Source organism: Imperialibacter sp. EC-SDR9 (genome assembly GCF_902498805.1).
Taxonomy (GTDB): Bacteria; Bacteroidota; Bacteroidia; order Cytophagales; family Cyclobacteriaceae; genus Imperialibacter.
Genome location: NZ_LR701604.1, coordinates 31,884 through 57,785, shown reverse-complemented (window position 1 = coordinate 57,785; position 25,902 = coordinate 31,884). Strand labels below are relative to the sequence as shown.

The following is a 25,902-nucleotide window of genomic DNA, read 5'->3' as shown; positions in this document are numbered from 1 at the left end:
ACCTACCCGGGTGGGTAGTTTTTTTAACTATCTGATAATTAAGGAATTGAATTTTATTCTTTTGGAGTGCTTAATGCAAACTGTAGCGCTTCCTTGCGGTTGGTAACGCCTAATTTTTCGTAGATATTCTTCAAATGATACTTCACAGTGTTCACTGAAACGAATACCTTCTCGGCAATTTCGGAGTTATTGAGATTGCTCAGGGCATGGGTGAGTATTTCAAACTCACGCTCCGAAAGTGGTTGAGAGAGGCGTTGATTAATGTCGTCAAGCTCCATGTTCAGCGCCTGGGTGTCCTGATTAAGTACTACCTTTATCTTTGTGCGCATTTCATTTACCTCGGCTTCCAACTGTAGCCGCTTGGCTTTATACCTCGACATCAAAGCCAGCGTAATCGACACGAGTGAAATAACGACGATAGCGAGTGAAAACAGGAGCCACCTTTCACGAACATCCTGGCCGGCTATCTCGCTTTGCTGTACCTCATTTTCAAGCCGGAGGATAGTGTTTTCTTGCTCCTTCACATCCACTGCATATTTGATATTGAGTTCGGAAATGGCATTTCTGTTAAAAAGTGTGAGGGTGGAGTCTTCCAGTAGCTTGTATTGTTTGAATGCATCAAGAGCTTCCATATACTGACCTTTGTATTCCTTTACCTCAGCGAGCAAGCCATAACTGTCCTTCAACTGAGTGAGGAGTTGGTTCTTTTTACTAAAGTTAAGGTTCTCCGTCAGCAGGGCTTCGGCTCGTGCAAACTGGCCGGTCAGCATAAAGTTTTCCGCCAGTGTTAGTCTCGCCGAAGACAGGTGCTCACTTTGTTCCAGCCCTTCGTAATAGTGCATGGCCAGTTCCGCCAACCCTCTGGCCTCACGGTATCTTTTTTGCTGGTTGTAGATGGAGCCTATGTTCACCCAACGTTCCGCTATGTTGATGCTGTCGTTGAGTGCCTGGTGGGCCTGAAGCGATTGTTGTACATAGTACAGCGCACTGTCCATCATGCCTAGTTGCTGATATGCTAACCCAATACTGTTCATTCGCTCGGCAACTGAGTTGGCATTGCCACCACCTTTCATGTGCATCAGTATGGATTCCTTGTAATGAGCAATAGCTCTTTTGTAGTTGCCATTTTCCTCACTAAGCACACCCATTTGCTTTAAATCAAATGCAATGGCCGAGGTGTCTCTTTTGACCCGGTCGATTTCGTAGGCTTTATTGGTGTAGTCAATGGCGTTGGCAAAGTCGCCAAGTGACTGATAGCCAGAGCCCACGTTGTAATAGGCAGTGGCCAGCTCTGTCGAATCTTGTAATGCAATTGCGTAGTCCAGTGCCTTGAAATAGTAGTCGAGCGCTTTGGAGTAGATGCCCAGCTCCCGGTAGCAAAAGCCAACATGGGAGTTGCATTCGAGCATTAGCAGGAGGTCGCTTACTTCCGACTTTGACGCAGCTTCAAGGGCAAAAAGGTAATTTTCAAGCGACTCAGGAAGGTTGTTAATGTAGTACAAAGCATCAGCTTTTAGCTGGTAGAGCCTGGCTTTTTCAAGTGGGTCTTTTGAGTTTCCGAGCAACTGACTTGCGACGGCCACCACCCGCTCATACTCCTCTGCCTTGACCATGTCTTTCAGGCGGTCGACAGTAATGCCTTGTGCCAAACAGTGAATACTGATTAAAAGAATAACTACTAATAGAGATATACCTTTCTCACGAACTGGAAACCACATACTCGACTGCCTCTTTTCGGTTACTTACGCCTAATTTAACATAGACATTTCTTAAATGGAACTTAACGGTATTAATCGATATGAACAGGTTGTTACCAATCTCCTGGTTTGTTTTGCCCGCCAGGCTAAGTGTAAATGCTTCGAACTCCCGCTCAGTCAGCGGGTCTACAAGTTTATCATTGATCGAGGCAAAATCTACAGCAAGTTCTGTGGCCATAGGGCCTTCCAGCAGGTCTACATAACGCTTTTGCAAGGCATCAAATTGGTGTTCTTGCAACGTCATTTCCACCTTTCGGCGTTTCCCTTGCATAACGGCAAAGATCATGAGACCAATCACAAGCATTGACAGACTAACCACAGAGGCTATAAACCATGCTCTTTCATTGGCTGCTTCCGCTTCATTTATTTTATTTAATAGCGATAGCTTATCAATTTTCGCTTCTTTTTGGGCGGTGTTGAATGCGACTTCCAGTTCGGCGATCTTCTCGTTTTTCTCTTCACTTACCATTTCACGCCACACGTCTGACGCTTTTCTTTCAAACTCCAGGGCTGATTTGTAGTTCCCAGCCATCTCTTCAATGTCGGCCCTGTTAGCATAGGTGAGATGCTCTATTTCTTTGGAGCCGAGATTGGCTACAATGGCCTCTGCTTCCAGTAAAAGAGCTCTTCCTCTGGCAAAATCTCCATAAAAGGCCCTTATTTCTGCCAACTCGCCGAGAGACCTGGCCAGCCCCTGTAAATCGCCGATTTCTCTTTTGAGTGCGATAGACTGCTCAAAGTATGTTGCCGCTTTTCGGAAGTCTTTTAACGATACATAGGCCGAGCCGATATTGTTCAGAGCGTTGGCTATTTTTTTCTTGTCGTCGAACTCCCTGGCAATAACGAGCGACTCTTCGTAGTAGACAATGGCTTCTTTGTATTGTTCTTGTTTCCTTTTGATGATGCCCAGGTTCAGCAGGCTATTGGCGAGGGGAAGCCGCTGACCTTCCTGCCTTTTAAGCGCCAACGCCTTTAGTTGGTATTTTTCGGCATTTTCCAGGTCGTTCATGCGATCGTAGGTAATGCCCAGGTTGTTGTAAGAGGAGCTCACTTTGGGGTCATTTGCGGCCTCCCTTATGGCTAACGCCTGTAGATGGTAGTCGATGGCTTTGTCGTAGGCCGATTTATAAGTGAAGCAAAGTCCAATATTGTTGAGGAAACTGGCCAGCTGTGCCGTGTCGCCTGCCAGCTGTGCGTTGGGTATGCCTCGCTCAAAATAATAGATGGCAGAGTCGTAGGCGGCTGTTTGAAAATGGTAAATGCCTATAAGATTCAGCACTTTCACGATGGCAATAGGCGAAGTTTTTTCATTGGTGAGTAACAGCGCCTGCTCGGCATACCACCTCATTGAGTCACCGTCTTTGTTTCTGAATTGGTTGGCAATCTCTGTGAAGAGGTCAATTCGTGCCTTGCCATCGGTGGTCTTTAACAAAACCACTTTAAGGCTGTCGACATTGTTGCCAGATGCAGCTGCGTCGCCAATAATAAAGATGAAAAATATTAGTAGCCCGGGCAGCTTCAACATTAGGCAGCTTGATTAAAAAATGAACCCTCAAAATAGCAAGGGAACTTCTAAATGACAAAAATAAAGCCGCTATGATCTGTCACAGCGGCTTCAATAATGTAGCGGTATGGTGTGAGCCTACTTACTCATCCAGCTATACAGCAAGTCCAGCTGCTGCTGAGTAGGGTTTTCCATCATTTCAATGGATGGAGGCGATTGTGTTTTCACCATGATAGCCTTCGCTTTCAGCTTCACATTCTTGATTTTGCCAGGTTTCACTTCCCGCTGTACTAGTGCCGTGATCTTGTCGCCCTCTTTGCGGCTTTCCTTGTAGGCCATTACCGCCTCCTGAAAGTTTTGTACCGTAAGGGCTATGCCATCAAACTCCAGCAGGTGATCGCCCTCCTTGTAGCCCATGTCTTCTCCAAATGAGTTCAGATTGTCCGCCTTTGCTACCACCAAATGACCGCTCTCCTGATCGAGGCCGAAAGAAATATTTCCCATTGAAGGTTCCATTTTTGCCTGGGCAGGAGTAAAGCTGACGCCAATCTTGGCCAGGTATTCTTTCAGGGGCAAAGGCTTGTTCCCTTCCACATAGGTGCTGAAAAACTCCCTGATTTCCGGGTACGTAAGCTCAGTGATTTTATCGAACAGCTCATCGTCTTTGAAAGACTTGTCTTTGCCGTATTCATTTGACAGGTCTTTTAGGAGTTGGTTGACGCTGTACTTGCCGCCGGAAAGCTCCCGCAACCTGATGTCCAGACAAAGCCCTATCAGTGCGCCTTTTTCGTATACGTTGCCATACTGATCTTTGTATTGGTCGAGGCAAAGCTTGCTCATAACAGTGAAGGGCACTGTGTCGTTATAGCCAGCGGCGTTAACCACCTTCTCTTCAATCTTGGAGAGGTATTCGTCGATGCCAAAAAGCCCTTCGGCCAATTGCACGTGTCCGGCGAAGTACTCAGTTACGCCTTCGTACATCCAAAGGTGCTTCGACATTTTTGGGTCAATAAAATTGAAATTTCCTATTTCTTCAGAATGGATGCTAAGTGGCGTAATGATATGGAAGAACTCATGGGCCGATACATCTTTGATCAGCTGAGTAAGGTACTTGGGGTTCACTTCTGGCAGGCTGTACATAGAGGAATACGAATGCTCTAGTGCGCCCAGGGCACCGGATTGTGATGGCCCTGCAAAAAGATAGATAATGTAAGCGTACTTCTTAATGGGCAATGTTCCCCCCAAATAGTTTTTCTGAGCTTCCAGTATCTGGTTCACATTGTCTTTTACAAACTCAGCAGTAAGCAGGCCGTTGGGTGAATAAACAGAAAAGAGAATTTCGGCGCCCCCCACATTGATGGTCGTGGTGTCCGGCACCGAATACATCATCGGTGCGTCGGCCAGGTTGAAGTAGTTGTCGGCGATGTAGGTGTCAGTATTGTTTTCGGACTTGGTCGCCTGAAGCGACGTGGCACCATAGAATCCTTCGGGATACGAAATATTTACTTCGTACTTCACTTCCTTCATTCCCTTGAGATAGCCAAAGAACCCGAAAGTGTTGATAACGAAGTTTTTGCCTTCTTCAATGTTGGTGCCAGCCGGCTCAAATACTGTGTTGCCCTGCTCGGTGTCGTAAGAGTCTTCTACCCAATACTCCACTTTAGCGAGAGAAGAGGCATTTTTAATCAGCCACCGGTTCTGATCCAGCGAGTCAACCGCAAGCTCGTTGCCATTGATGTCAAAGGCTTTGAAGTCGGAAAGGAACCTGCCAAAGTCGTATATGCTGTACGTGCCGGGCACTATTTTCGGCATTTGGTATTCAATTTCGGATGCAGAAACAGCAGGTAGTTCAATAATCACTTTCACCTTGTCGTTCTTCACGACATTGAGGTCGAGAAATGCTTTGTAGCCAGTAGTTTGAGCAGAAAGGGAGCTCCAGGTGAGAAGCACACCTAAGAAAAGAGTCAACTTTTTCATTGAGAGTTTTTGTGTTTGGGCTCCATTCCTGTCACCAGATTGCGGATCATTTAATGAAAGCCATGTTGTTTTAGAAAGTTGCAAGCAAAAGAAGGGCGCAATTAAGCTAAATACTTTTTGTTGCTCAACATTTATTATGGTGAAAAAACGTCAAACCTTCCTCTTTTCTACCCGAATAACGCCTTTGAGGCCCGACCAGTCATTATCAACGGCACAGACCTTCACGTCCACCATGTCGATGGTAAGCATGAGGTTGCGGATGTCGTTTTCGATAAGATCCTTCGGTATTTTGGACTTCCCCTTGGGCCAGGAGACCCAAATCATGCCATTTTGCTCTATTTTGTCCTTTAGCTTCGGCAGTTGTGTGTGGAGGTCGTCTTTGCTGGTGGTGAAAAAGTGAATGATGTCATACAAGTCAACACTTTGCGATTCATGGACCAGCACATCGTTTGGAAAGTCCTCAAATAATTCGAAGTAATGTGACGGACGGTTGACGAGAAGCATTTTGCTTCCTTCTTTGATGCCCAGTTTTTTAGCGAGAGGAGTGCCTGAGTAGCCAGCCATGGTGTGTCAGTTTATTGTAACGGAGACTAATTTATGTAAACTAGTTTAATTGCTTTGACAAATAGTCATCTGGAAATTCCAAAAGACAAAAAGCAAAACCTAAATAAATAACAAATTCGAAGCACCAAAATCAAAACAGAAAGACGGGTAGTTTGAGATTTTGAGTTTCGGCATTGGTGCTTATTTGTTATTTGGCGTTTGCGTTTTGTGACTTCACTTGAAGTTCCTTCCTAAAATAAATCCTTGACTCCATAGGATCCGGGTGTTCCGAAAAGCCACTTACATAGTAGCCCTGCGACAGACAAAACCGAATCATAGGTTTGAGCTTGTTTCTTGTTTTGAGAAGCATGTGGGTATAGCCGTTTTCTGAAGCCCACTGCTCCATTGTGGCGGTTAGTTCCTGGTAAATGCCCTGGCTTCGGTAGGCCGGAAGCAGCCCGCCCATCCAGGAATAGAAGCTTCCGTCTTTGTATCTGTCGTAGCCGACTTTGAAACCTGCCACTTTGCCGTCTGCTTCCGCTACCAGAATCAGGTGAGGGGTGTTGCCCAGGCGCTGGTGGTACACGGCCGTTTTGTAGGGATCGTGGAGTTCAGGAATGTGAAGCGAGGCTTCAGCCACTTCCTCGATGGTACCCTTTCTGATTTTCATTTCCCAACTACCTTCACTTTGGCCAGCAGCCATACGTTCGGGTCTGCGACGACACCGGTGGGCATTTCAGCGATGTCCCATTCGACTGATGTGCTTTCCCCAAACACGTCTATTGTTTTGATTGTGCTGATAGTTCCATCGGCACCTTTGATTCCCACCTCCAGTGGGAGCCTGACCAACTTACTTAGTCCGGGGCTTTTCACTTCAACCGACAATTTGTGCAGCTTTTTACAGTACTTCCAGCTCAGCGAAAGCTCGGGCAACAATGGCTGGAAAATCCACTGATCAAAGAACCAGCTAAGCTGCTGTCCGCTGGCTTGTTCCATCACGGCTTGAAAATCGCTCGTGAGTGCATTGGAGAATTTGTAAGTGTCGTAGTAAGTGCGCACACCGTCAAAGAACGCCTCGTCGCCTACCTGCTTCCTGAGCATATGCAGCACCCAGCCGGCTTTTTGGTAGGTGTTTGGGCTCAGAAGCTTTTTTAACTCGATAATGGTGGTATCTACAATCGCCGAAGTAGGGTTTTTGGCATGGTATTCATCAATTTTGGGAAGCATCCTTTTCATTCCAATTTGAAGGCTGTCTTTACCATAAGTCTTTTCCATGTACACCTGGGTGAAGTAGGTAGCAAACCCTTCGCTGAGCCACACATGGTGCCAGTCCTTTTCGCTGGCTGAGTTGCCAAACCACTGGTGGGCTACCTCGTGGGCGATCAGGCCTTCAATTCTGCGTTCTCCCGACACCGACTTTTCGTAGTAGAAAATATTGCCGGCGTTTTCCATGCCGCCAAATTTCGTTTTCGACTGCACATTGGCAAGCTTCTCAAAAGGGTAGGGGCCAATGATGTCCTGCAGCGTGGCCAGTATCTCTTTGGCCGGGGCATAGTCGTAGAAACCGGCATTCTTGTTTTGATGGTATACCCACGATGACACAGGAATACTACCAACTGAACCCACATGATCCACGGCAAAGGTAGCTGCACCAAACACCATTACTTTCGTGGGAATAGCCACTGACTCGATCCAGTGAGTCATTTTTGTGTCGTTTGAAAGAACAGTCTCTTCTTTGAGCCTGCCATTGGCCACCACCTGGTAGTAGATAGGCGCCTCAATGATGAATTCGCAGGTGGCCTTGTCCGACGGATGATCCACGGTGGGCAACCATTGATGAGCCCTGTCGGGCCAGTTGTCGCCAAAGAAGGTCTTTTCTCCAAAGAGGTTGGTGCCAATAATGAGCCCATCCTGCGGAATTCCCTCATACTGAACAGTGACTCTGATGGTTTCACCGGCTTTGCCGCTGGTGTTAATGCGGATGCGGTTGTTGTTGTGCGAAAAGGTGCTTTCCCTTCTATCCACTTTCAATTCCGTCACCTTCATGCCGCCATTCGCTGTTTCGTTCTGCAAGTCCAGCGAAAAGGCTTCGATGTCATTTTTCAGCAATACCTCAATCACCGTTTTGCCCTTCACCTGATTGGTTTCTTCCGACAGCTGCAGTCTAAAGGCATAGTGTTGCACATCGATGGCGGGGTTCAACGGGTAGGGATCGCTGCCAAAGAGCAGGCAGGGTGTGAGTACAAAAGCAAGGGTATAGAGAATGGGGTTCATGCTGTGTATAGTTACAGCCCTAAAAGTAATGCAAAAACGAGTGTTTTAAATCACACAGCTAAAGAATACCTCAACGGCAGGCGGCCACGCCCTCCGGCAGTGGGGCAATTCTGGCAGCGAGGTTTTTGTACTGGCAAGCCACCTTCTCATCACCCACAGCCTGGTAGCAGTCGGCCCGCAGCAGGTAGATTTCCTGGGCCTTGGGCCACACATTGGCCAGCCACTTGGTTTCGTGCAGGCTTTGCTCCACATTGCCCACCAGCAGGTAGCCTCTTGCTTCTCCAAGGAATATATCGAGGTCCTCCCGCCCCACATTGCCACTGTGGATCAGAATGATGTAGGCTTCGCCAAAAGACGAGATGTAACTATTGATGACGACATCTGCTGCTTTGTGATAGTAGTCGAGCGACGCTTCATAATCCGATAGGTTATCCCGGTAAATCTCGGCCATGCTCTTCAGTATGTGTCGCTTTTGCAACCCCGACTGCAACAGATTGGTGTAGGTGTCGATGGCTGCGTTGAATTGGCTGGTTTCTTTGTAGCACTGGGCCAGCCTCAGCTTGAAGTCAAAGGATTGGTAAATCAGGTAGGGTTCAGCAATCAGGTAGCTTTCGAGGGCAGAGCCGTAGTCATTTGCTTCGAAAAATACGTCGCCGTCGTGAATCACTTTGGATAGTAGCGACTCTTTGAAGTCCTTGATATATTCTTCGGTTCTATAGAAGGTCACAAAAGGAGAGAGGATTTTCAACGATTCGTCCACATGACCAAGCTCCGCTTCTTTTACTGCCGTATCAAAAATGCCTCTTCTTTCATCCAGCAGCGCTTCCATTTTGAGGTTCTGGTAGAAGGCGTAAGCTTGCATGGCTGCCATGATGACCGTGGCCAGCGCCAGCGACAAACCGAAGGCCCACAGGGTGCCCTTGTTGTTGCGCTTGAGCTCCTCATACGAATAGGTGGTCTTTTTGCCTGGTCTGGCGTACGGGGGTCGCCTCGTTTCGTAGGTTTGTGAGGGAGGGGTGTATTCGTAAGTCGGTACGCTGTATTTGAACCGGTAGTCGTAGTTGGCCTTTTGAATAGGGTCGGAGAGTACCTGGTAGGCCATGTTAACCTCCTTGAAGCGCTCCTCCATGGTGGGATCTCCGGCGTGCTTGTCGGGATGGTACATCATGGCCAGCTTTTTGAAGGCCGCCTTGATCTCGTAATGTCCCGCCTCTTCGGGAACGCCCAGTATTTCGTAGTAATTGCGCACGTGGAAATTCGGTTCTGAGAAATGAATGTAGCGATTATCCGTGAAAAACGATTGTCGGAGGCATTTTGTTGTTGATAACGGTGTGGGAGAGTCGATAACACGATCGCTCTGGGTACACTTTTATTGATTGTTGACGCTAACTCTTTTTGGCCTTTCAGAGACTTTTGCTCAACCGTTACCTGGCTTTGGTTTTCTTTCTTTTATTTTTTAGTGGGGCACCTGACTTGCCGGGCTGACCATGAAAGATCGTAGTGTGCGTCCCGTCGGGGTTTACTTGTGTGTCGGTGCTGCCCTTGTGGTGAATAACCGTTTGGGTGCCGTTAGGATTTACCACCACTGAGGAGTTTCCAGTTCGGTGAATGGTGGTGTGCGATCCGTCTGGGTTTACCTGCACGCCGGTATTACCGGAGTAGTGAATGACTGAATGCGATCCATCAGGGTTTACCTGCACTGCCGTGTTGCCATTGTGGTGGATGATAGTGTGGGTGCCATCAGGATTGACCTGAATGGAAGTGCCCTGGGTGTGGGCAACGAATGCCACTAGCAGCAATAGGAGTGAAAAGGAAATCGTTTTCATCGCTCTGAGTTTAAGTGGATAAATTGCTTTTAGACAACTTTTATCTTGGCGCAAATTCCGGGCCATTCTGCGAGCAACCGATTCAGTCGGGTGAGATAGCGCACATGAGTAACAAACGGTAATCGGTCAGTCCTTCATGATCTTTTGCCGATGAGAGAGCCCCCAGAAATGCAGGGCATCCATGACGTTTTCGAGCGAGATGCCGTGCGGAGTAATGGAGTATTCAACAGTAGGAGGAAAGGTATCGTGTACCTCCCTTTTTATCAGCTGGTTCATTTCCAGCCGCTTGAGCTCTGCCGACAGTGTTTTGTCGGTAATGCTTCCGACGGCTTTAGACAGTTCTTTGAATCGTTTCGGGCCCGACGACAGAGCGAACAGTATCAATAATTTCCATTTGCCCTCCAGCACCTCCAGGGCGTCTTTGATGGCCAGGGCATTGGTTGGGCAACCTTCTCTTGTAAGCATATTGTCCTAGTTGAACGTGACGATACTATCCCAATGGAAAGCGCTATCCGGGGGGGAAGTACTATCGACCGGATAGCAAGTATAGGTACTTTTGGAAAAAGATAAAAAAGCCGGAAGCTATATGATCAACGAAGAAAAATCAACAAAGACCCTCTCAGTCGTCCTTTGGGTAACACAAGGCCTGTTGTCTGTTTCATTTTTGTGCGGTGCTGCCATGAAACTGTTTCAGCCCGTTAATCAACTTTCAGTCATGTGGTCGTGGACGGCCGAAGTGCCGCCAGCCTTTCTTGCATTTACTGGCATATTGGATCTGCTGGGAGGAGTGGGTATCATTCTGCCTTCGCTGCTCCGCATCAAGCCCTGGCTTACGCCTGTTACCGCTTTGGCAATGGTCGCTCAGATGATTGGTGCCAGCGTTTTTCATGTGATGCGGGGAGAAGGTGCCGATATTGGGGCTAACATCGTTTTTGCACTGATGGCGCTGTTCATCGCCTGGGGACGGTGGAAGGCGGCGCCGGTTCTGCCGAGATAGCTGACTGGGCCTGGGTGCAGTTATTGTGCCATTTGGTGCGAAGGGCTGGTACCCATCGCATGGATATTCCACTCCGTCCGGGCCCTTTCAGGGGTGCCCGGCTTAGGGGCGCTCGGCTCAGGGCTTGACAGTGGGCAGTCATAGCTGCACCACCAGCCCCGTTAAGGACGAAATGGCGGCAACGCCTGAAGAAGATGAGTGAAAAAGAACGAGTGCCGTAGGTGCGGTATATAGAAACCACGCCGGGGCGTGGCTATGGTGCGAAGGGCTAGCTACCCATCGCAGTGATATTACGCCCTTACAGGGCTTGCCAGTGGCGAGACCTAGCCACACTGCGAGTCCGGTTAGGAACGACGTGGGAGGTAACGCCATTGGCTCAACGATCAGTTTCCTGGCATTTTTTTTGTATCCAATAGGTGTTATAGCCAAGATAATTGTTCTTATAAAGATGTTTCCCTGCTGTAAATAGCCCACTATTCGTTAGTATTTCACTGGTAGAAACATTCAATAAAGCCATTTTCCTACTTACTTGACTTTGTATATTATGAACTTTCCAAAACGATCCTCCCTTTTTGTGGCCATGATGGCCGCAAGCCTGCTCTTTGCTGCCAGCTGCAACAAAGACGACGACCCTACCGAATTGTCAGCGGAAGCCGAGAGTTTCCTGACTGAGATTTTGGACATCATGGAAGCCAACTCAATCAACAGGGATAAAATAGACTGGACAGTCTTTAGAGAAAAGGTATTTGCTAAGGCTATTGGAGCAAAGAGTATAGAAGATACCTACATCGCTGTTGAGGAGGCATTGACATTGCTGGGCGACAACCACAGCAGCTATAGAAAAAGTGGCGGAGCAGGCACTATCTTCGTTGGGCAGCTTAGCTGCGAAGGGCAAAATAATGTGCTGCCCACTATTCCGGATAACATAGGCTATGTGAAAGTAAATTTTTTTTCGGGAGGATCTGCCGACGGAGCAGCGCTTTCCTTTGCACGAGCCATACAGTTGCAGATCAAAACTCAGGACACCGAGGATAATATTGGCTGGATTGTGGATGTGAGAAATAATGGTGGAGGTAATATGTGGCCTATGATAGCTGGGATAGGGCCTATCCTGGGCGAGGGAGTCGCTGGTTATTTTGTTTATCCCGACGGATCGGAAGAGTCGTGGGGATATCAGGCAGGTGCTTCAACTTTAAACGGAAGTGCCGTGACAACGCTGACCGAACCTTACGAGCTGATGAAGGATAACCCTAAGGTAGCGGTGCTGTTGAACAATGGCATTGCGAGCTCAGGCGAGATAGTGGCGATTAGCTTTATAGGTAGGGAAAATACCAAAAGCTTTGGTGAAGCTACCTGCGGGTTATCCACCAGCAATACCGCTTACCAAATCAGCGATGATTCATTGCTGATCCTCACTACGGCCTACCAGGCCGACCGGAACAAGAATGTCTTTGGTGTCCCCATAGAACCCGACGACCCAACTAGCAGCGAGGCTTCGATCAACCGGGCAATTGCCTGGTTACAAGGGGAGTGAGGTTGTTTCTAAGAGGTTGGCATTGCTGGTCTGATGTGAAGATTAACTTAAGTTCATTGCTCGTGGTGTGAAGGTCGTCATCGGTCAGATGGTGTCGGCTACCTGTAGGCCACTTGGTTTGCCTATTACTCTCCGCCCATAGCCACTGTAAAAGGCCACCCCTCAAACTGCCCGGCGTCGCCCTGGCGGACATCCACCTCTCTCGGCCAGCATTCAAAAGTGACGATTTTGTTCTCTTTGTTGAACCGAATCAATCCGTAGCCCGAGCCACTGGAAGGGCTTTCAGGATTGACATAGGCATACATGGTGATCTTGTTGTTGAACCCATCGAGATAGTCTCCCGTCCAGGGTAGGCTGGTAGCGGTGTTCGGGTGTGCGCCTGCTTTTCCATCAGCAGGCCACCACCAGCGGCTGTAGTAGTTGTTGACAATGGCAGGCACTACAAATGCCCATGGGCCATCACCAAACTCGTCGATGCCATGTTTGATCACCGTGGCCAGGTGCTGGTCGCCGGCAATATGCACTGCTCCGGCAGCCCTGATTTTCTCCAGTGCTTTGTTGCGGCCGGTCTGGGGCCAGCCGTTGGAATCGAGGTCGGCGTGCAGGCGATTGGTGGAGTCGCCATGTATGTGAGCGCCGCCGCAAAACCCGGTTTGCGAAAGCACCGCTTTCATCACGCCCTGGCTTTCGGTGCCCCACTGGTCAAGGAAGGCAAGCTGCCTGTCGCCCAGTAGTTGCAGGCCTTCCACATCAATGGATGCTGGGTCATAATCGGGATTGCGGATGTGATCGGGGCGGGGCCCCTGCTGAGGGATTTTTCCACCCGGGCCCGATTTGAATTTACGGTCTTCGATGATGGCGAAGTCAACCCCACCGATCATCAGGTTCGTGTAGTAAACGCCGATACCTTGTTCGATGGGCGTGGGATCGAAGGGGTCGGGCAGGTGGGCCGTTTGGCAGCGCTCCACCATTTTCACATATTGATCATGATAAAAATAGCCTCCGTCGTCGCCCTGTACCCGGGCCGCCTTTTTGCCATTCTCGCCCCAAAGATTTCCCTGGCCAATATCATGGTCGTCGGGGATGGTAATGCAGGGCCTTGTGCGAAAGGTCTCTTTGAACTGCTCGCCGAACTTGAGCCACGCTGCCGTGTGTTCGGTGTGGTCGTAAGACTGGTCACCTGCAAAAAACATCAGGTCAGGATCCTGAAAGTTGATATTGCGCACAAAATTGGCCCTGTCGCCCCTGTCCCGGTTGGAATTGCACGACAACGCTGCCATGGAAATACTGCCGTTGTCCGTTGGGTCTTTGCGAATGAGTCCTTCGAAAGTAGCTGAGTCGCCGTGAAGAATGCGGTAGGGAGTGTCGAGGGTGCTGTCCCAATCAGTCACCCGAAACAGTGCCGACCAGCCCAGGTCGTTGACCTTCGATGTTTGGATTTCCTTCCAGCCGTCGGCCTTTTTCACCTCCAGCCTCACCTCCCTTGACTCATCGGGGTACAAAGGATAGAGTTGGGCTGAAAGCTTGAGGGTATTGTTGGACACCGTGTAAAGCCCAAAGGCCACCACCTCGCTGCGGGGGACTTTGAGGTTGATAATAGGATTGTCGGGCCGGTTCCACCAGTCGTTGGTGGCCAGGGTGTCGAGTTTCTCAAATGGCGCTGTGACCAACGGCTTACTGTTGGTGTAGTCTTTTGGCTGGTTGCCTGGTGCGCAGGCAGCAAGGAGCAGGAGGAAGGGTAGGTAGAAAATGTGTTTCATTTAGCTAATATAGCAGACATTCGGTGTGGGCGTACAAAAAATAATGAGAATGGGTGGTGACACTGAGTGAACAAAGACGCCCTAGGCGTCTGTTGGCTCTTTTAGAGTGGCTATGGTGGTGCAGCCCCATCCTGATTTTCGGATAAAACCCGGTGTCTGACGGCCCTTTCGGGGTGTCCATTGGCCGTGCCGACACCTGTATTTTCGAAACACCCGTCTCCTAATGGCAAAACAAGGGTAGAACCCCGGCGGCTATAGCCTCTTTCAGCGTGGCTATGGCCGTGCCGACGCCCCCAAATAATCCCCGTTGTATCTTTTGCCTTTTTGCCCTAACTAGCAGGCTTTTACTAATTAACCCAAAATGAAAACAACAACAATATTGGCCCTACTACTGAGCCTTTCTGTAGCAGTGTTTGCCCAAAAGAAAGATGACAAAAAGAAGGGCCTTCCGCTCGACTCCCTTCGCACCATCCCTATTGAAGTAAACGAGGGCTCGTGGATCCACCTTGATGTGAGCCCGGACGGAAAGACCATTGTGTTTGAGCTGCTGGGCGACATCTATACCCTGCCCATGGCGGGTGGCCGGGCATCCCGCCTCACTAAAGACATTGCTTTTGATTCGCAGCCCCGCTTCAGCCCCGATGGCAAGGAGATTGTTTTTATTTCCGACGCCTCGGGTGGAGAAAATGTGTATGTGATGACGCTGGCCGACACCACCAAACGCCAGCTCACTGAAGGTAATAACAACGTGTTCCAGTCGCCTGAATGGACGCCCGATGGCCAGTACATTGTGGTTTCCAAAGGCGCTATCTTAAGAGGAGTGCCTAAGCTACAGCTGCTCCACAAAGATGGTGGCAGCGGCATGGAGCTGATCAAAGAGCCGGAGCAGTTCAAGACGGTAGAAGCCGCCTTTGGCCCTGATGGCCGTTATATCTGGTTCAGCCACCGAAACAGAAACTGGCAGTACAATGCCGTATTTCCGCAGTACCAGCTGGCTGTGTACGACCGGGAAACGGGTAAGTATGAAACCAAAACGAGTCGTTACGGTTCTGCGTTCAGGCCCACGCTGTCGCCCGACGGCAAGTACCTGGTGTATGGCAGTCGCCACGATGCCGAAACCGGCCTGGTGATCAGAGCCCTGGCCACCGGCGACGAGAAGTGGCTGGCGTATCCCATACAGCGAGACGATCAGGAGTCCATCGCCACCAGAGACGTGCTGCCAGGCATGTCGTTTACGCCCGATAGTCAGTTTCTGGTGCTGTCGTATGGCGGCAAGATCATGAAGCTGCCTATCGCCGGAGGTGATGCGGTGGAGATTCCGTTTACAGTAAAAGAAGACCTTGAAGTAGGGCCATCGGTGCATTTCAATTACAAAATCAGCGACGATCCCACCTTCATTGTGAAGCAGATCAGGAACCCTGTGCTATCGCCCAATGGCAAGAAGCTGGCTTTCAGTGCCCTCGACAGGTTGTACGTGATGGACTACCCCAATGGTACACCTGCTAGAGTCTCGAACCTCGACATGACCGAAGCGCATCCCGCCTGGTCACCTGACGGTAATTCATTAGCCTTTGTTACATGGAGTAATGCAGCCGGTGGGCATATCTACAAAACCACTTTTGGCAAGAAAACCACCCCGCCTGTGAAGCTGACGCAGGAGCCAGCGGTATACCGCGACATCGCCTGGAGTGCTACCGGTAGAATTGTGTCGTACAAAGCACCCATGCAGGCCATGGTGGACAGCTATGGCCCCACGGATGCCCTTGGCGTGTCGCAGGACCTGGTGTGGATTCCAGAAAGCGGAGGAAAAACCACAGTGATTGCTACAGCAAAAAGCAGGAATGTGCCGCACTTCACTGTCGACAAGGACAGGATTTTCCTCTACGACGATGAAAAAGGTCTTGTTTCCATCCGATGGGACGGTACCGACGAAAAGGCTTATTTGAAAGTGACTGGAAAGACAATTCCGGGCACGAAAAAGCCGACGGAGGCTGACTATATCAAAATGGCACCTAAAGGAGACAGGGCCATGGCTTTGCTCGACAACGAGGTGTTTCTGGTGACGGTGCCAATGGTGGGTGGTGAAACGCCAAGTATTTCTGTGAATGATCCAACAAAGGCGTCGTTTCCAGCCAGGCGGTTGACCGATCTCGGTGGGCAGTTTCCAGCATGGACAACAGATGCCAGTGCCATTACTTGGTCCATTGGTAATGCTTTTTTCTATTATGACCTGGCAAAAGGGGAGGCCTTTGCCGATAGCCTGAAGCTGACTGAGAAGGCCAAAGCGGAAGAAAAGAAGGAAGAGAAAAAAGACGAGGGCGACGAAAAGACAGAAGAAAAAGAAGACGAGAAAAAAGACAAGCCCACTTTTAAGCCCGACGAGTTGCGTGTGAAAGTGGAGGTGGCCAGGGATATACCCAAAGGGAAAGTTGTGCTGACTGGTGCCCGGGTGATCACCATGAACGGCAAGGAGGTGATCGAAAACGGCGCTGTTTATATTGAGAACAACCGCATTATAAGGGTGGGGAAGGCTGCGGACATCAACGCACCCGCTGATGCGCAGGTGATGGATGTGACAGGCAAAACGATTGTTCCCGGCTTTGTGGATGCGCACGCCCATATGTGGCCGGAGTGGGAAGTCCACAAAGATCAGGCGTGGATGTACACCGCCAACCTGGCCTACGGTGTGACCACCACCCGTGACCCGCAGACAGCCACTACCGATGTGTTGACTTACGAGGACATGGTGATGGCAGGCAGGATGCTGGGGCCTCGTATTTATTCTACTGGTCCTGGCGTTGGCTACTGGAATACCAACATTCGTGACCTCGACCATGCCCGGCAGATCATGAGGCGCTACAAGGAGTACTTTGACACGAAAACGATAAAGATGTACATCACCGGCAACCGCCAGCAGCGGCAGTGGGTGATTCAAGCAGCCCGTGAAAATGAGCTTATGCCAACAACAGAAGGTGCGCTCGACCTCAAGCTGGATCTTACGCAGGTGATTGACGGCTTCCCCGGGCATGAGCATTCCTTCCCGATCTATCCGCTGTATTCAGACGTTACCTCGTTGCTTGCCCAGTTGAAGACGGCCTACACACCAACGCTGTTGGTTTCGTACGGCGGCCCCTGGGCAGAGAACTACTATTATGCTACCGAGAAGGTGCACGATGATGAGAAGCTGTCGCACTTCACGCCACACCAGGAGCTGGACGAGAAGAGCCGCCGGCGAGGCGGTGGTGGTGCGGGCTGGTTCATGGACGAGGAGCATGTGTTTCAAAAGCATGCCGAGTTTGTAAAGGACCTTTATGATGCGGGTGGTTTGTCAGGCATTGGAAGCCATGGACAGCTCCAGGGGCTGGGCTACCACTGGGAACTGTGGTCGGTAGGTTCGGGTGGACTTACGCCGCATGAGGCACTTAGGGTAGCAACAATTCAAGGCGCTGAGGACATTGGCCTAAAGAATGAGGTGGGGTCGCTTGAGGCTGGTAAGCTGGCTGACCTTATTGTACTGGATGCCAATCCGCTGGAGAACCTGCGGAACACCAACACGATTAAGTATGTGATGAAAAACGGCCGACTGTACGAAGGGGTCACACTGAGCGAGGTGTATCCAAATAAGGTGGAAAGGAAGGACTGGCCGTGGAATGACTTTAAGCCGGTGGGTGTGCCGGGGGTGAAGTAGGAGCGCTCACGCCGAGGATTTATTTCACGCACTGAAAGTGCCCATACCCTTGCGGGATATAGTAATTTTTTGATAGTGTCAGAAATACGACAGATATGGAAACAGAACTCAAAAGGAAGAAAGATGGGAACTAAAATATTAGGTGTTTTAGTACTTATTTGTTCAATATTGATGTTTGTCATGGGGATCAGGTATAAAGACACCTCTGACAATATCACAAGGGTCAGAATGATTGGAATATCAATTCTCCTACTAGTATTTGGTTATTTTCTTTTGAAATGAGATCAGTTTTTTTGGTCTAAATGAGGCATTAAGATCGAATAGTGGTGACACTTCCAAGCCCTGAGCCGGGCGCCCCTGAAAGGGCGGCATAAACCAGGATGCTGGTGCAGCCCCATCCTGATGCTGGCGTCCGCCAGGTTTTGTTTCACGCAAAGTCGCAGAGGCGCAAAGGGAGAAGCGCAGATTCTTTGCGAGCTTTGCGACTTGCGTGAGATTACTTCCTACTTCCGATACCGCTCCGGCACTTCCATACCTTCCAGGTTCATCAGCTCCACTTTTCTGAATTGGATGGGGTGGCTTTCGCTTTGCAGGGAAATCCAGCCTTCAGTCAGGGCCATGCCGTCGTGTTTGGCTGCCGGGTCGAAGCCGTTGACCACGCCACCACCTACCTGAGGTTTGGTATATTCAAGCACATTCATGCCATTTACATAGTGCCGGATCAGCGAGTCGCCCAGTACAAGTGTTTCCACTCTTACCCACACTTTACCGTCGAAAGTAGGTGAAGTGGAGTTGATGCAGTGGTCGGTAAACAGGGAGTCGCCGAGAAACACATGTGTGCCGGGCGTGCAAAGGTTGGCCGTAGGTCTTTTACCGCTACCCAATCCGCCCAGGAGTTGCACTTCGATAGAGATGGGAAAGTCTTGTTCCACCGTCATGGTGGCAGGATCCTGGCCATGCACCATGATGCCACTGTTTCGTTCTGCCCAGCCTTCGCCGCCGGTGGCCTGCTCACCTACGAAGCGGTATTCAGTGGCGATGATATATTTTGAGAATTTCTCTTTGTAAAACAGGTGCCCGTACTGGTAACGGAAGGAGTCGTACTGGTCGTAAGCAACTGTGAGCAGTCCGTCTTCCACCCGGAAGGTGTTGCCGAAGTTGTCATTGACTGGATGTCCGCTGATCTTCGGAATCCAACCTTCAAGGTCTTTGCCGTTGAAAAGCTGCTGCCATTCCGGCTGTTGGGTTTCAGTTACCTGCTCAGCTTGTTTTTGAGGCGAAGAGCAGCTATAAGCGATGACAAGAAGGGTGGCTGTAAATGCCTTGTATTTTAAAATATTCATTGCTGGTTGGTTTAAGGGTTATTTAGGGTGTAGGGACACACTCACGAACAAGATGAAACGGAAGGGTGTGAAGACACACCCTGACACTACACTTAAAATGGGATGTAAAAAATAAATCAACAAACGCAGGGTTGGAAATGAAATAGAGTGTGAGACACACCCTAAATTCATTTGTAAATTTAATCCGGTAGGACGTGCTTCAATGCCCCACCCCGTTCTGGTGCGTATTTCACGCACCTGCTTAAGCATCGTAGCTTACGCCAAGTCGATCCAGCCACTCCTGCGGAGCACCGTTCCACACTGTGGGGCGGTTGCCCATGTACTGCAGGTCTTCCACTCCCAGTTTGCTGGAGAAAAAGCCTGTAAGCACCAGGCTGCGGAAGGTGCTGAAAAAGGCTACCCCCTGGCTGAAAACAGGGCTGGCAGTTTGTGGGTAGGCAATATCGTCGAGTATCTGCTTTTGTTCTGCTTCCGAAATAGAAGTGAAGTTCTTGCCGAAACGTTTTGTGCTTTCAATGTTCATCCAGCGCAGTCCACCACGTATAGGCGTTTGCATATATTCTCTGTCGATCAAAGTGAATTCAATGAATTCTGTTGTAAGGGCATCTTCTGCGCTTCCTGACTTATCGTCGGCAGGGATGACAAGGTTGGCCAGCACCTTCACCATTTGTCTTTCTTCGTCGGTGAAAAACTTCTGATTAAGCATTTCCATCACCTCAGGGGTAAGGTTGGCATAGCCCTCCGGCATTTCTGTCGGGTGCACATGTTCAGCCATTTCGCCTTCCTTTCCTGGTTCGCAGGCAATCAATGCGGTGGCGGACAGGGAGGCTAACGTAATATATTTAAGGGAATCTCTTCTGCTAATTGGTTCCATGTTGATTAAAGGTTTTGTTGTTTCATCTGATCAATGATGTAATCACAAGTTCTCCAGCTCAACGCCAGAATGGTCCACGTAGGGTTCTTGTCGGCCTGCGATACAAAAGGCCCTCCATCGCAAACAAAAACGTTTTTAGCTTCATGCGCCTGACAGTAGGCATTCAGCACACTGGATTTAGGGTCGTTGCCCATGCGGGTGGCACCCACCTCGTGGATGATACGCCCAGGAGCCGCAATGCCATAGTTGCTTTCAGGGCCGGGTTTTGGCCCCGTGAAAATACCTCCCATGGTGGTCAGAATCTCCTCGAAGGTATCCTGCATGTGCTTCACCTGCTTGATCTCATGGTCGCTCCATGTGTAGTTGAACCGTAGCACTGGGATGCCCCATTTATCAACGACATTCGGATCAATTTCACAGTAGTTGTCGTAGCGGGCAATAGATTCGCCACGACCAGAGAAGCCCACAGTGGCGCCGTAGAGCGTGCGGGCATCCTGCTTCAGCTGAGCGCCATAGCCACCCCCGCTGGGGCGAGTCTTGCCGTCAGGAAGCTTCAGGTGCTTGTTGAGGTTTTCAATACCCGACATATAGCCATAGCCTGGCATATCACGGCCACCCCAAATTTCGATGTGATAACCCCTGGCAAAGTCCAGTTTCTTGTTGTCGAGCCACCAGGGAGTATACACGTGCAATCCGCCTACGCCGTCTTCATTGTGAGGGATGCCATCCAGCAGGGCAGGAATTAGCGCCGAGCGGGAAGCACCGGTAGAGTCTGTAATGTAGTGTCCAAGTATGCCGCTGCTGTTGCTGAGGCCGTTAGCATGTACCGACGACTTGGAATTCATCATCAGTCGGCCCGACTCGCAGGCGCTGGCAGCCAGGATCACGATCTTGCCTTTTACGTGGTAGTCCAGCCCGTCTTCTTTGCTCACATAGCTTACACCTGTGGCTTTTCCTTCTTTGTCGGTAGTCACTTCTCTGGCCATGGCACCATTCAGAATGGTTAGGTTGCCGGTAGCCAATGCAGGCCCGATCAACACTGAGGGCGAAGAGAAGTTGGAGTGTGTGCTGCAACCCCGGTTACACTGCGAGCAGTAGTGACAGGCGGCTCGCCCGTTGTGCGGCTGAGTTAATATGGATAGGCGGGAAGGAATCACTGGTATTTTGATCTCGTCACACGCTTTTTTTACCAGCAGCTCGTAGCCACGAGGCTTGGGAGGGGGCAGGAAGTTGCCATCGGGTTCGTTGTAGATGCCTTCTTTTGAACCGAAAACGCCCACAAGATCATCCACCTTGTCGTAGTAGGGCTTAATGTCGTCGTAAGAGATTGGCCAGTCGTCGCCGAGGCCATCTATGCTTTTTCGCTTGAAGTCGTTGGGGCCAAAGCGCAGGGAGATACGGCCCCAGTGGTTGGTGCGGCCACCCAGCATACGGGAGCGGAACCAGTCGAACTCTGTGCCTTTGGTGCGAGTGTAGGGCTCGCCCTCCAGCTCCCAGCCACCGAAGGCAGCATCGAACTCACCAAATGCTCTTTCTTTGGTGCCAGCACCACGGCGTGGAGAAGAGTAATTCCATTTGAACATATCGCCCTTGGCGGAGTCGAAATGGGGGCCAGCCTCCAGCATGAGCACTTTGGCGCCAGCCTCGGTAAGCACTTTGGCAGACATACCGCCACCAGCGCCTGAGCCGACGATTACCACATCGTACTCCTCGGGGACTTCTTTGATTTGAAATGCGGACATAGTAGGATAAAAAGATTAAGCGTTTTCTAAATATCCTTCATTTTACGAAAAAGGGTTGGGAGTGGAAAGGGGTTTGTGTATTAAAGTAGGAGAGGAATGAGTGGGAGAGTTTGGAGGTGATGAATGGGAGATGGAGTTGGGAGACCGGAGACGGAAGACCGGAGTTGACCGATGCCGGGGAGACCCCATAAGTTTTTATTGTATGTGTCAGGAACGGTATGATCAACCAGATTGAGTCAGTATTGCTGGGATGTGATTCAAAGCTGCTGCAACATAACAGCAGGTGTGAAAAAGCCAGGAGAGGAGATGTTTCTGGCCTTTTATTGCAATATTGAATTGGTTGAGTCCTATTCTTCAAACTAAATGTCCCACATCCGTCCAATCCCCTTTGAATGGTCATAGTATTTTGGCAATTTATATATTGATCTCAACCTGATTAATTGACTAATCAATAGATGCGACTCACCTGCCTTACGTGTGCCTTGGTTTGCCTATTCTTTTCCTTGTCCGCCCAGCCGCCTGATTTCGAATTGATCAGGAAGGATTTGGAGAAGGTGGATTCGCTGATTTTTACGCTTAATCAAGAGAAAGCATATCCCATCATCAAAAACCTGCGCAAGCAGCGCTTGTCGCATGAGGCCGGGTTGTTGCTGGATGTTTACGAAGCTCGAACACACTTTCACAACAGAGAGTTGGAGAAAGGACTGAAAATGCTCAGGACTCTGAAGGAGCCGGTTGAGAGGAAAGGTGATGCTTATCTTAAAGGAAATTGGCTATTGGCTAAGGGTATTTATCATTTTAGAGAACGGGAAAATGATAGCGTTGTTGTCACTTTGAACAGGGCGGAAATAGTTTTAAGGCAGTCTTATACGGAAAAAAAGGTTCCACTTTTTTTCGCAGTTCACTACAAAGTGCTGACGTACTGGTGGCGACTTGCTAAAAGCAGAGAAGGGTTGCGGGAAGCTGAAAAACTGATGGATCTCGTTAGGTCGCATTCACCAAAATCGATTTTCTATGCCGACGCTTCCTACTCGCTCGGAACTCTCTATCAGGATAAATATGACCTTGAAAGTGCTAAATCTTGTTTTTTGGAGTCCCTCTCGATTGCTCAGAATAACCAGTGGGGTCAGCTTGTCAATGATTGCCTCGTGGCGTTGGGTAACCTCTATTACAACGCTGAACGTTTCGGTGACGCCACGGATTTTTACGAAAAAGCGATTGATCAGGAAATTGAAAGAAATGGCGTTAATAGTAGAAGTTTAATCAACTATTATAACAATTGTGCCAGTGGCTATAAAAAAGCCGGGGTGCCAGATTTGGCTTATCAGGTGCTCCAACGTGGTAAATCTTTGGCGGCCCGGGTTGCAGGACAAAAGTCTCTGGAATCGTCATGGTTTAGTTTGAATTTGGCAAATTTCTTTCTGGATCAGAAAAATTACGATTCTGCACGCTATTATTTTAACGAAAACCTATCTCTGAAGACATCCCTTGTTGGTTTAAAACACGATGATGTAGGGTGGGCATATGGCGGATTAGCTGAGTTCCATCACAAAATGAAGAATAATGATTCGGCGCTCTACTTTATTCAAAAGGCGATTGTTGCGGCCCACCCTACCTTTGAAAACTTTGGAGTTAGCGAAAATCCTCCCTTTGACACTGTGTTATATAGTAATAGCCTATTCACCTTTATGTATCGGAAAGGGGTATACCTTCACAAGAAAAGCCTCGAGAGCACAAGTGGTGTCTTAAATGATGATGTGTTTTTCTATTACAACGAATTAGAGAACTTACTCTTGTCAAGAAGAGAAATCTATTCTGGAGATATGACAAAGATGTACATGTTCAGTGACATGAAGAAGGTGTTTGAGCTGGGCCTCGACATATGTTATGCTCGCATGGCTATTGCATCCGACCGTAAACGGATGTTGGAGAGGATTTTTAAAATACTTCAAATGAGCAAATCTGTCCAGTTATTGGAAGAAATACTTTTAGGAACAAGAAGGGAAGGAAATGGCGTCGAACCGGGCCTGCTCGACTCACTTAAAAAGTATGAAACCTTGTGGGCGGCATTTGAAGACTTGTCAACAGAAAAAACTATCAACAAGCCGATGATTGTGCGAAGGCAGTTTGTAAGGAGCAAACTTGACAGTATTTCTACCGTCCTTTCATCTAACTATCCACAGTTCAGTAATATTGATTTGCAAAACAATCTTGGGAGTCTTGACCAGCTATCCAGATTTTTATCGTCGTCTTCGTCTTACTACGCAGAGTTTTTTTGGGGGGCAAACTCCATTTATTGCATGTCTTATGATGGTGACGATTTTGTTGTAAAAAAGGTTGCTGATGTCAATCAAGTGGGCAGTGAGCTGGCCACAGTGCTGGGTATTTTGACGGCAAATAAGCAGCAACCGGAACTTTTCTCTGCATCTGCGTTTAAGTTATCCTCCATGCTATTCAATAACGCCTTTCTCGACCATCTTGAGTTTGCACAAGTTTTATATCTGGTTCCAGACGGACCCCTGGCTTTTTTGCCATTCGAGGTACTACTCACTGCTGAGCCAGGTTCAAGTGATGGATTTAACACCTTCAAGTATTTGTTGTTTGCTGCTCCAATCGCCTACTCCTTCAGTTCTCAATTGATGATCGCTTCAGGCCATGAGCGGGTGAGCGCTGAAGAAGTTGTTGGGTTGGGATACTACAATTTGTCAAAAACCCGCACCAATAATCTTCCGGGATCAAAGAAAGAGCTTGATTTAATACGACGATACTGGGAAGGCGAGTTCGTTTATGACGCATCTCGGGACGATTTGCTTAAGAATCTCAACACAAACAAAATCCTTCATGTCGCAGTACACGGAGGCACAGACACTTTATCTATTTTTGGCTCCTATCTAAGTTTTGCTAACAAAGAAGGTCGGGAATTGAAGGTTTATTCGAATCAACTACACAATGAAAAAACGAATTCCCCGCTCGTGGTGCTTAGTGCTTGTCAGAGTGGTTTTGGAAAGTCGGTTAAAGGGGAGGGTATATTAAGCTTGGGAAGGGCCTTTAGATTATCCGGGGCCAGGGCGGTAATTCAAAGTCTTTGGAGAACTGATGACGATGCTTCGGTTGAAATTATGGGTGCGTTCTATCGAGCGATGCGAACTGGCGAACCACCGCTAATGGCGCTATATGAAGCAAGAAAGAAACTGGTCTCGAAATCTGATTACAAAACAGCCCATCCGGCAAGATGGGCTTCATTTGTTTATTATGGAAATTTAGAAGAAAGGGACTCTCACCCTCTCTTTATTATGATGGCATTAGTTTTGGCAGGTCTTCTATTTTTTCTTTACATCATACGCAAGAGGTAAAACCCGCATTTTGCCGTCAAGGGGAAATCTAACCCGACCAATTTTGTATGAAACGCTATCCTTGAGCGATACTAATACGCCTGTGGACTTTAGAAACATGAGTGTTGTGTCACCAAAGGACACCATGCCGTATGGATTGGCGTTTCCATAAATCAATCCATCGGTATAGGGATCTTCAACTATCCCGAACCTGTCAGGGCTATTGTTGGTTATTATTTTTATCTCGTCAGGCAGAACGGAGTGGGGGTGCCTACATTGAGACCCATCTTCAAACTCGCAGAGATCAAAGGCAATTGTCATTGGGTGATCCTGAGCTAGCCCCTTTAGTATGGTAGTTCTCACTACCATGGAGTAGTTCTTGGTCGTAAACTGGAGATTGGGAAGATTTCCGTTGTTTATTCCGGGAAGCAGAAAAGTGTCTGCCGTCGAGTCATATGTCGTCAGTGCATACACATATTTATGTATTCTTTGAGCTGAGTCTGTGGTCGATTTTTTATCACATTTCGAGCACGGGTTATGTACCTCTCCGTTAATATGGGTTCTGCGACCTTTTTTTCTCAGGCCTTCCAGATCAAGGTCCGGGTGATAAAAGATCAGCGTGTCAACCGTGCTTTCGGAGTTATCTGTTGACTGTCGGCTGCTCCCACAACTTGCCCCAACAATTGCCAGTAAGATGATGAAAACACTGGGATTTGTAATTGAATGCTTCATAATGGTAAGTATAGGTTGA

19 protein-coding genes are annotated in these 25,902 nt (G+C 48.9%); 4 read left to right on the top strand and 15 right to left on the bottom strand.

Annotated features, from left to right (window positions below; genetic code table 11):
* Positions 1-53: 53 nt before the first annotated feature.
* The 9 genes from GC130_RS22320 to GC130_RS22280 form a co-directional block, all read right to left on the bottom strand.
* On the bottom strand, positions 54-1,649 hold the full coding sequence (locus GC130_RS22320) for a tetratricopeptide repeat protein (RefSeq protein WP_193217954.1): 1,596 nt from the start codon (positions 1,647-1,649) through the stop codon (positions 54-56).
* 49 nt (positions 1,650-1,698) lie between these two features.
* Positions 1,699-3,282, bottom strand: a complete 1,584-nt coding sequence (locus tag GC130_RS22315) for a tetratricopeptide repeat protein (protein WP_152000580.1) — start codon at positions 3,280-3,282, stop codon at positions 1,699-1,701.
* Positions 3,283-3,399: 117 nt separating this feature from the next.
* Positions 3,400-5,238 carry a peptidase M61 gene (locus tag GC130_RS22310; protein ID WP_193217953.1) on the bottom strand — a complete coding sequence of 613 codons (1,839 nt, stop codon included), beginning with the start codon at positions 5,236-5,238 and terminating at the stop codon, positions 3,400-3,402.
* Between the two features lie 150 nt (positions 5,239-5,388).
* Positions 5,389-5,802 (bottom strand): DUF3052 family protein, encoded by a 414-nt coding sequence (locus GC130_RS22305; protein ID WP_152000579.1) that lies wholly within the window; start codon positions 5,800-5,802, stop codon positions 5,389-5,391.
* Positions 5,803-5,989: 187 nt separating this feature from the next.
* Positions 5,990-6,451, bottom strand: a complete 462-nt coding sequence (locus GC130_RS22300) for a GNAT family N-acetyltransferase (RefSeq protein WP_193217952.1) — start codon at positions 6,449-6,451, stop codon at positions 5,990-5,992.
* Positions 6,448-8,055, bottom strand: a complete 1,608-nt coding sequence (locus GC130_RS22295; protein ID WP_152000577.1) for a M1 family metallopeptidase — start codon at positions 8,053-8,055, stop codon at positions 6,448-6,450. The genes GC130_RS22300 and GC130_RS22295 overlap by 4 nt, the downstream gene beginning before the upstream one ends.
* A 70-nt stretch (positions 8,056-8,125) precedes the next feature.
* Complete coding sequence (locus tag GC130_RS22290; protein WP_152000576.1) at positions 8,126-9,304, bottom strand: DnaJ domain-containing protein; 1,179 nt, start codon at positions 9,302-9,304, stop codon at positions 8,126-8,128.
* Between the two features lie 175 nt (positions 9,305-9,479).
* Entirely contained in the window at positions 9,480-9,881 is a 402-nt protein-coding gene (locus GC130_RS22285; protein ID WP_152000575.1) for a hypothetical protein, read from the bottom strand.
* 126 nt (positions 9,882-10,007) lie between these two features.
* On the bottom strand, positions 10,008-10,346 hold the full coding sequence (locus GC130_RS22280) for a helix-turn-helix domain-containing protein (protein ID WP_152000574.1): 339 nt from the start codon (positions 10,344-10,346) through the stop codon (positions 10,008-10,010).
* A 91-nt stretch (positions 10,347-10,437) separates the two neighbouring features.
* Here GC130_RS22280 and GC130_RS22275 point away from each other — a divergent pair, with 91 nt between their 5' ends.
* A complete protein-coding gene (locus tag GC130_RS22275) occupies positions 10,438-10,878 on the top strand; it encodes a DoxX family protein (RefSeq protein ID WP_226940576.1) in 441 nt (146 codons plus the stop codon).
* Between the two features lie 138 nt (positions 10,879-11,016).
* Here GC130_RS22275 and GC130_RS22270 read toward each other — a convergent pair whose 3' ends face one another.
* Complete coding sequence (locus tag GC130_RS22270) at positions 11,017-11,307, bottom strand: hypothetical protein (RefSeq protein WP_226940575.1); 291 nt, start codon at positions 11,305-11,307, stop codon at positions 11,017-11,019.
* A 115-nt stretch (positions 11,308-11,422) separates the two neighbouring features.
* On the opposite strand from GC130_RS22270, the gene GC130_RS22265 reads away from it, so the two are divergent.
* Entirely contained in the window at positions 11,423-12,412 is a 990-nt protein-coding gene (locus tag GC130_RS22265) for a S41 family peptidase (protein ID WP_201568454.1), read from the top strand.
* Between the two features lie 125 nt (positions 12,413-12,537).
* Here GC130_RS22265 and GC130_RS22260 read toward each other — a convergent pair whose 3' ends face one another.
* Positions 12,538-14,172 carry a hypothetical protein gene (locus GC130_RS22260; protein ID WP_152000572.1) on the bottom strand — a complete coding sequence of 545 codons (1,635 nt, stop codon included), beginning with the start codon at positions 14,170-14,172 and terminating at the stop codon, positions 12,538-12,540.
* Positions 14,173-14,533: 361 nt separating this feature from the next.
* On the opposite strand from GC130_RS22260, the gene GC130_RS22255 reads away from it, so the two are divergent.
* Positions 14,534-17,860: an amidohydrolase family protein gene (locus GC130_RS22255; RefSeq protein ID WP_152000571.1), complete on the top strand. Its 3,327-nt coding sequence runs from the start codon at positions 14,534-14,536 to the stop codon at positions 17,858-17,860.
* A gap of 503 nt (positions 17,861-18,363) precedes the next feature.
* Here GC130_RS22255 and GC130_RS22250 read toward each other — a convergent pair.
* From GC130_RS22250 to GC130_RS22240, 3 genes are all read right to left on the bottom strand, one after another.
* On the bottom strand, positions 18,364-19,203 hold the full coding sequence (locus tag GC130_RS22250) for a DUF1080 domain-containing protein (protein WP_152000570.1): 840 nt from the start codon (positions 19,201-19,203) through the stop codon (positions 18,364-18,366).
* A 241-nt stretch (positions 19,204-19,444) separates the two neighbouring features.
* A complete protein-coding gene (locus GC130_RS22245; protein ID WP_152000569.1) occupies positions 19,445-20,077 on the bottom strand; it encodes a gluconate 2-dehydrogenase subunit 3 family protein in 633 nt (210 codons plus the stop codon).
* A gap of 5 nt (positions 20,078-20,082) precedes the next feature.
* Complete coding sequence (locus GC130_RS22240) at positions 20,083-21,819, bottom strand: GMC oxidoreductase (RefSeq protein ID WP_152000568.1); 1,737 nt, start codon at positions 21,817-21,819, stop codon at positions 20,083-20,085.
* Between the two features lie 1,148 nt (positions 21,820-22,967).
* On the opposite strand from GC130_RS22240, the gene GC130_RS22235 reads away from it, so the two are divergent.
* Positions 22,968-25,172, top strand: coding sequence for a CHAT domain-containing protein (locus GC130_RS22235; RefSeq protein WP_226940577.1), 2,205 nt, complete (start codon positions 22,968-22,970; stop codon positions 25,170-25,172).
* On the opposite strand, the gene GC130_RS22230 is transcribed toward GC130_RS22235, so the two are convergent.
* Complete coding sequence (locus GC130_RS22230; protein WP_152000566.1) at positions 25,140-25,883, bottom strand: hypothetical protein; 744 nt, start codon at positions 25,881-25,883, stop codon at positions 25,140-25,142. The two genes, GC130_RS22235 and GC130_RS22230, sit on opposite strands and share 33 nt — an antisense overlap.
* Between the last annotated feature and the right edge of the window lie 19 nt (positions 25,884-25,902).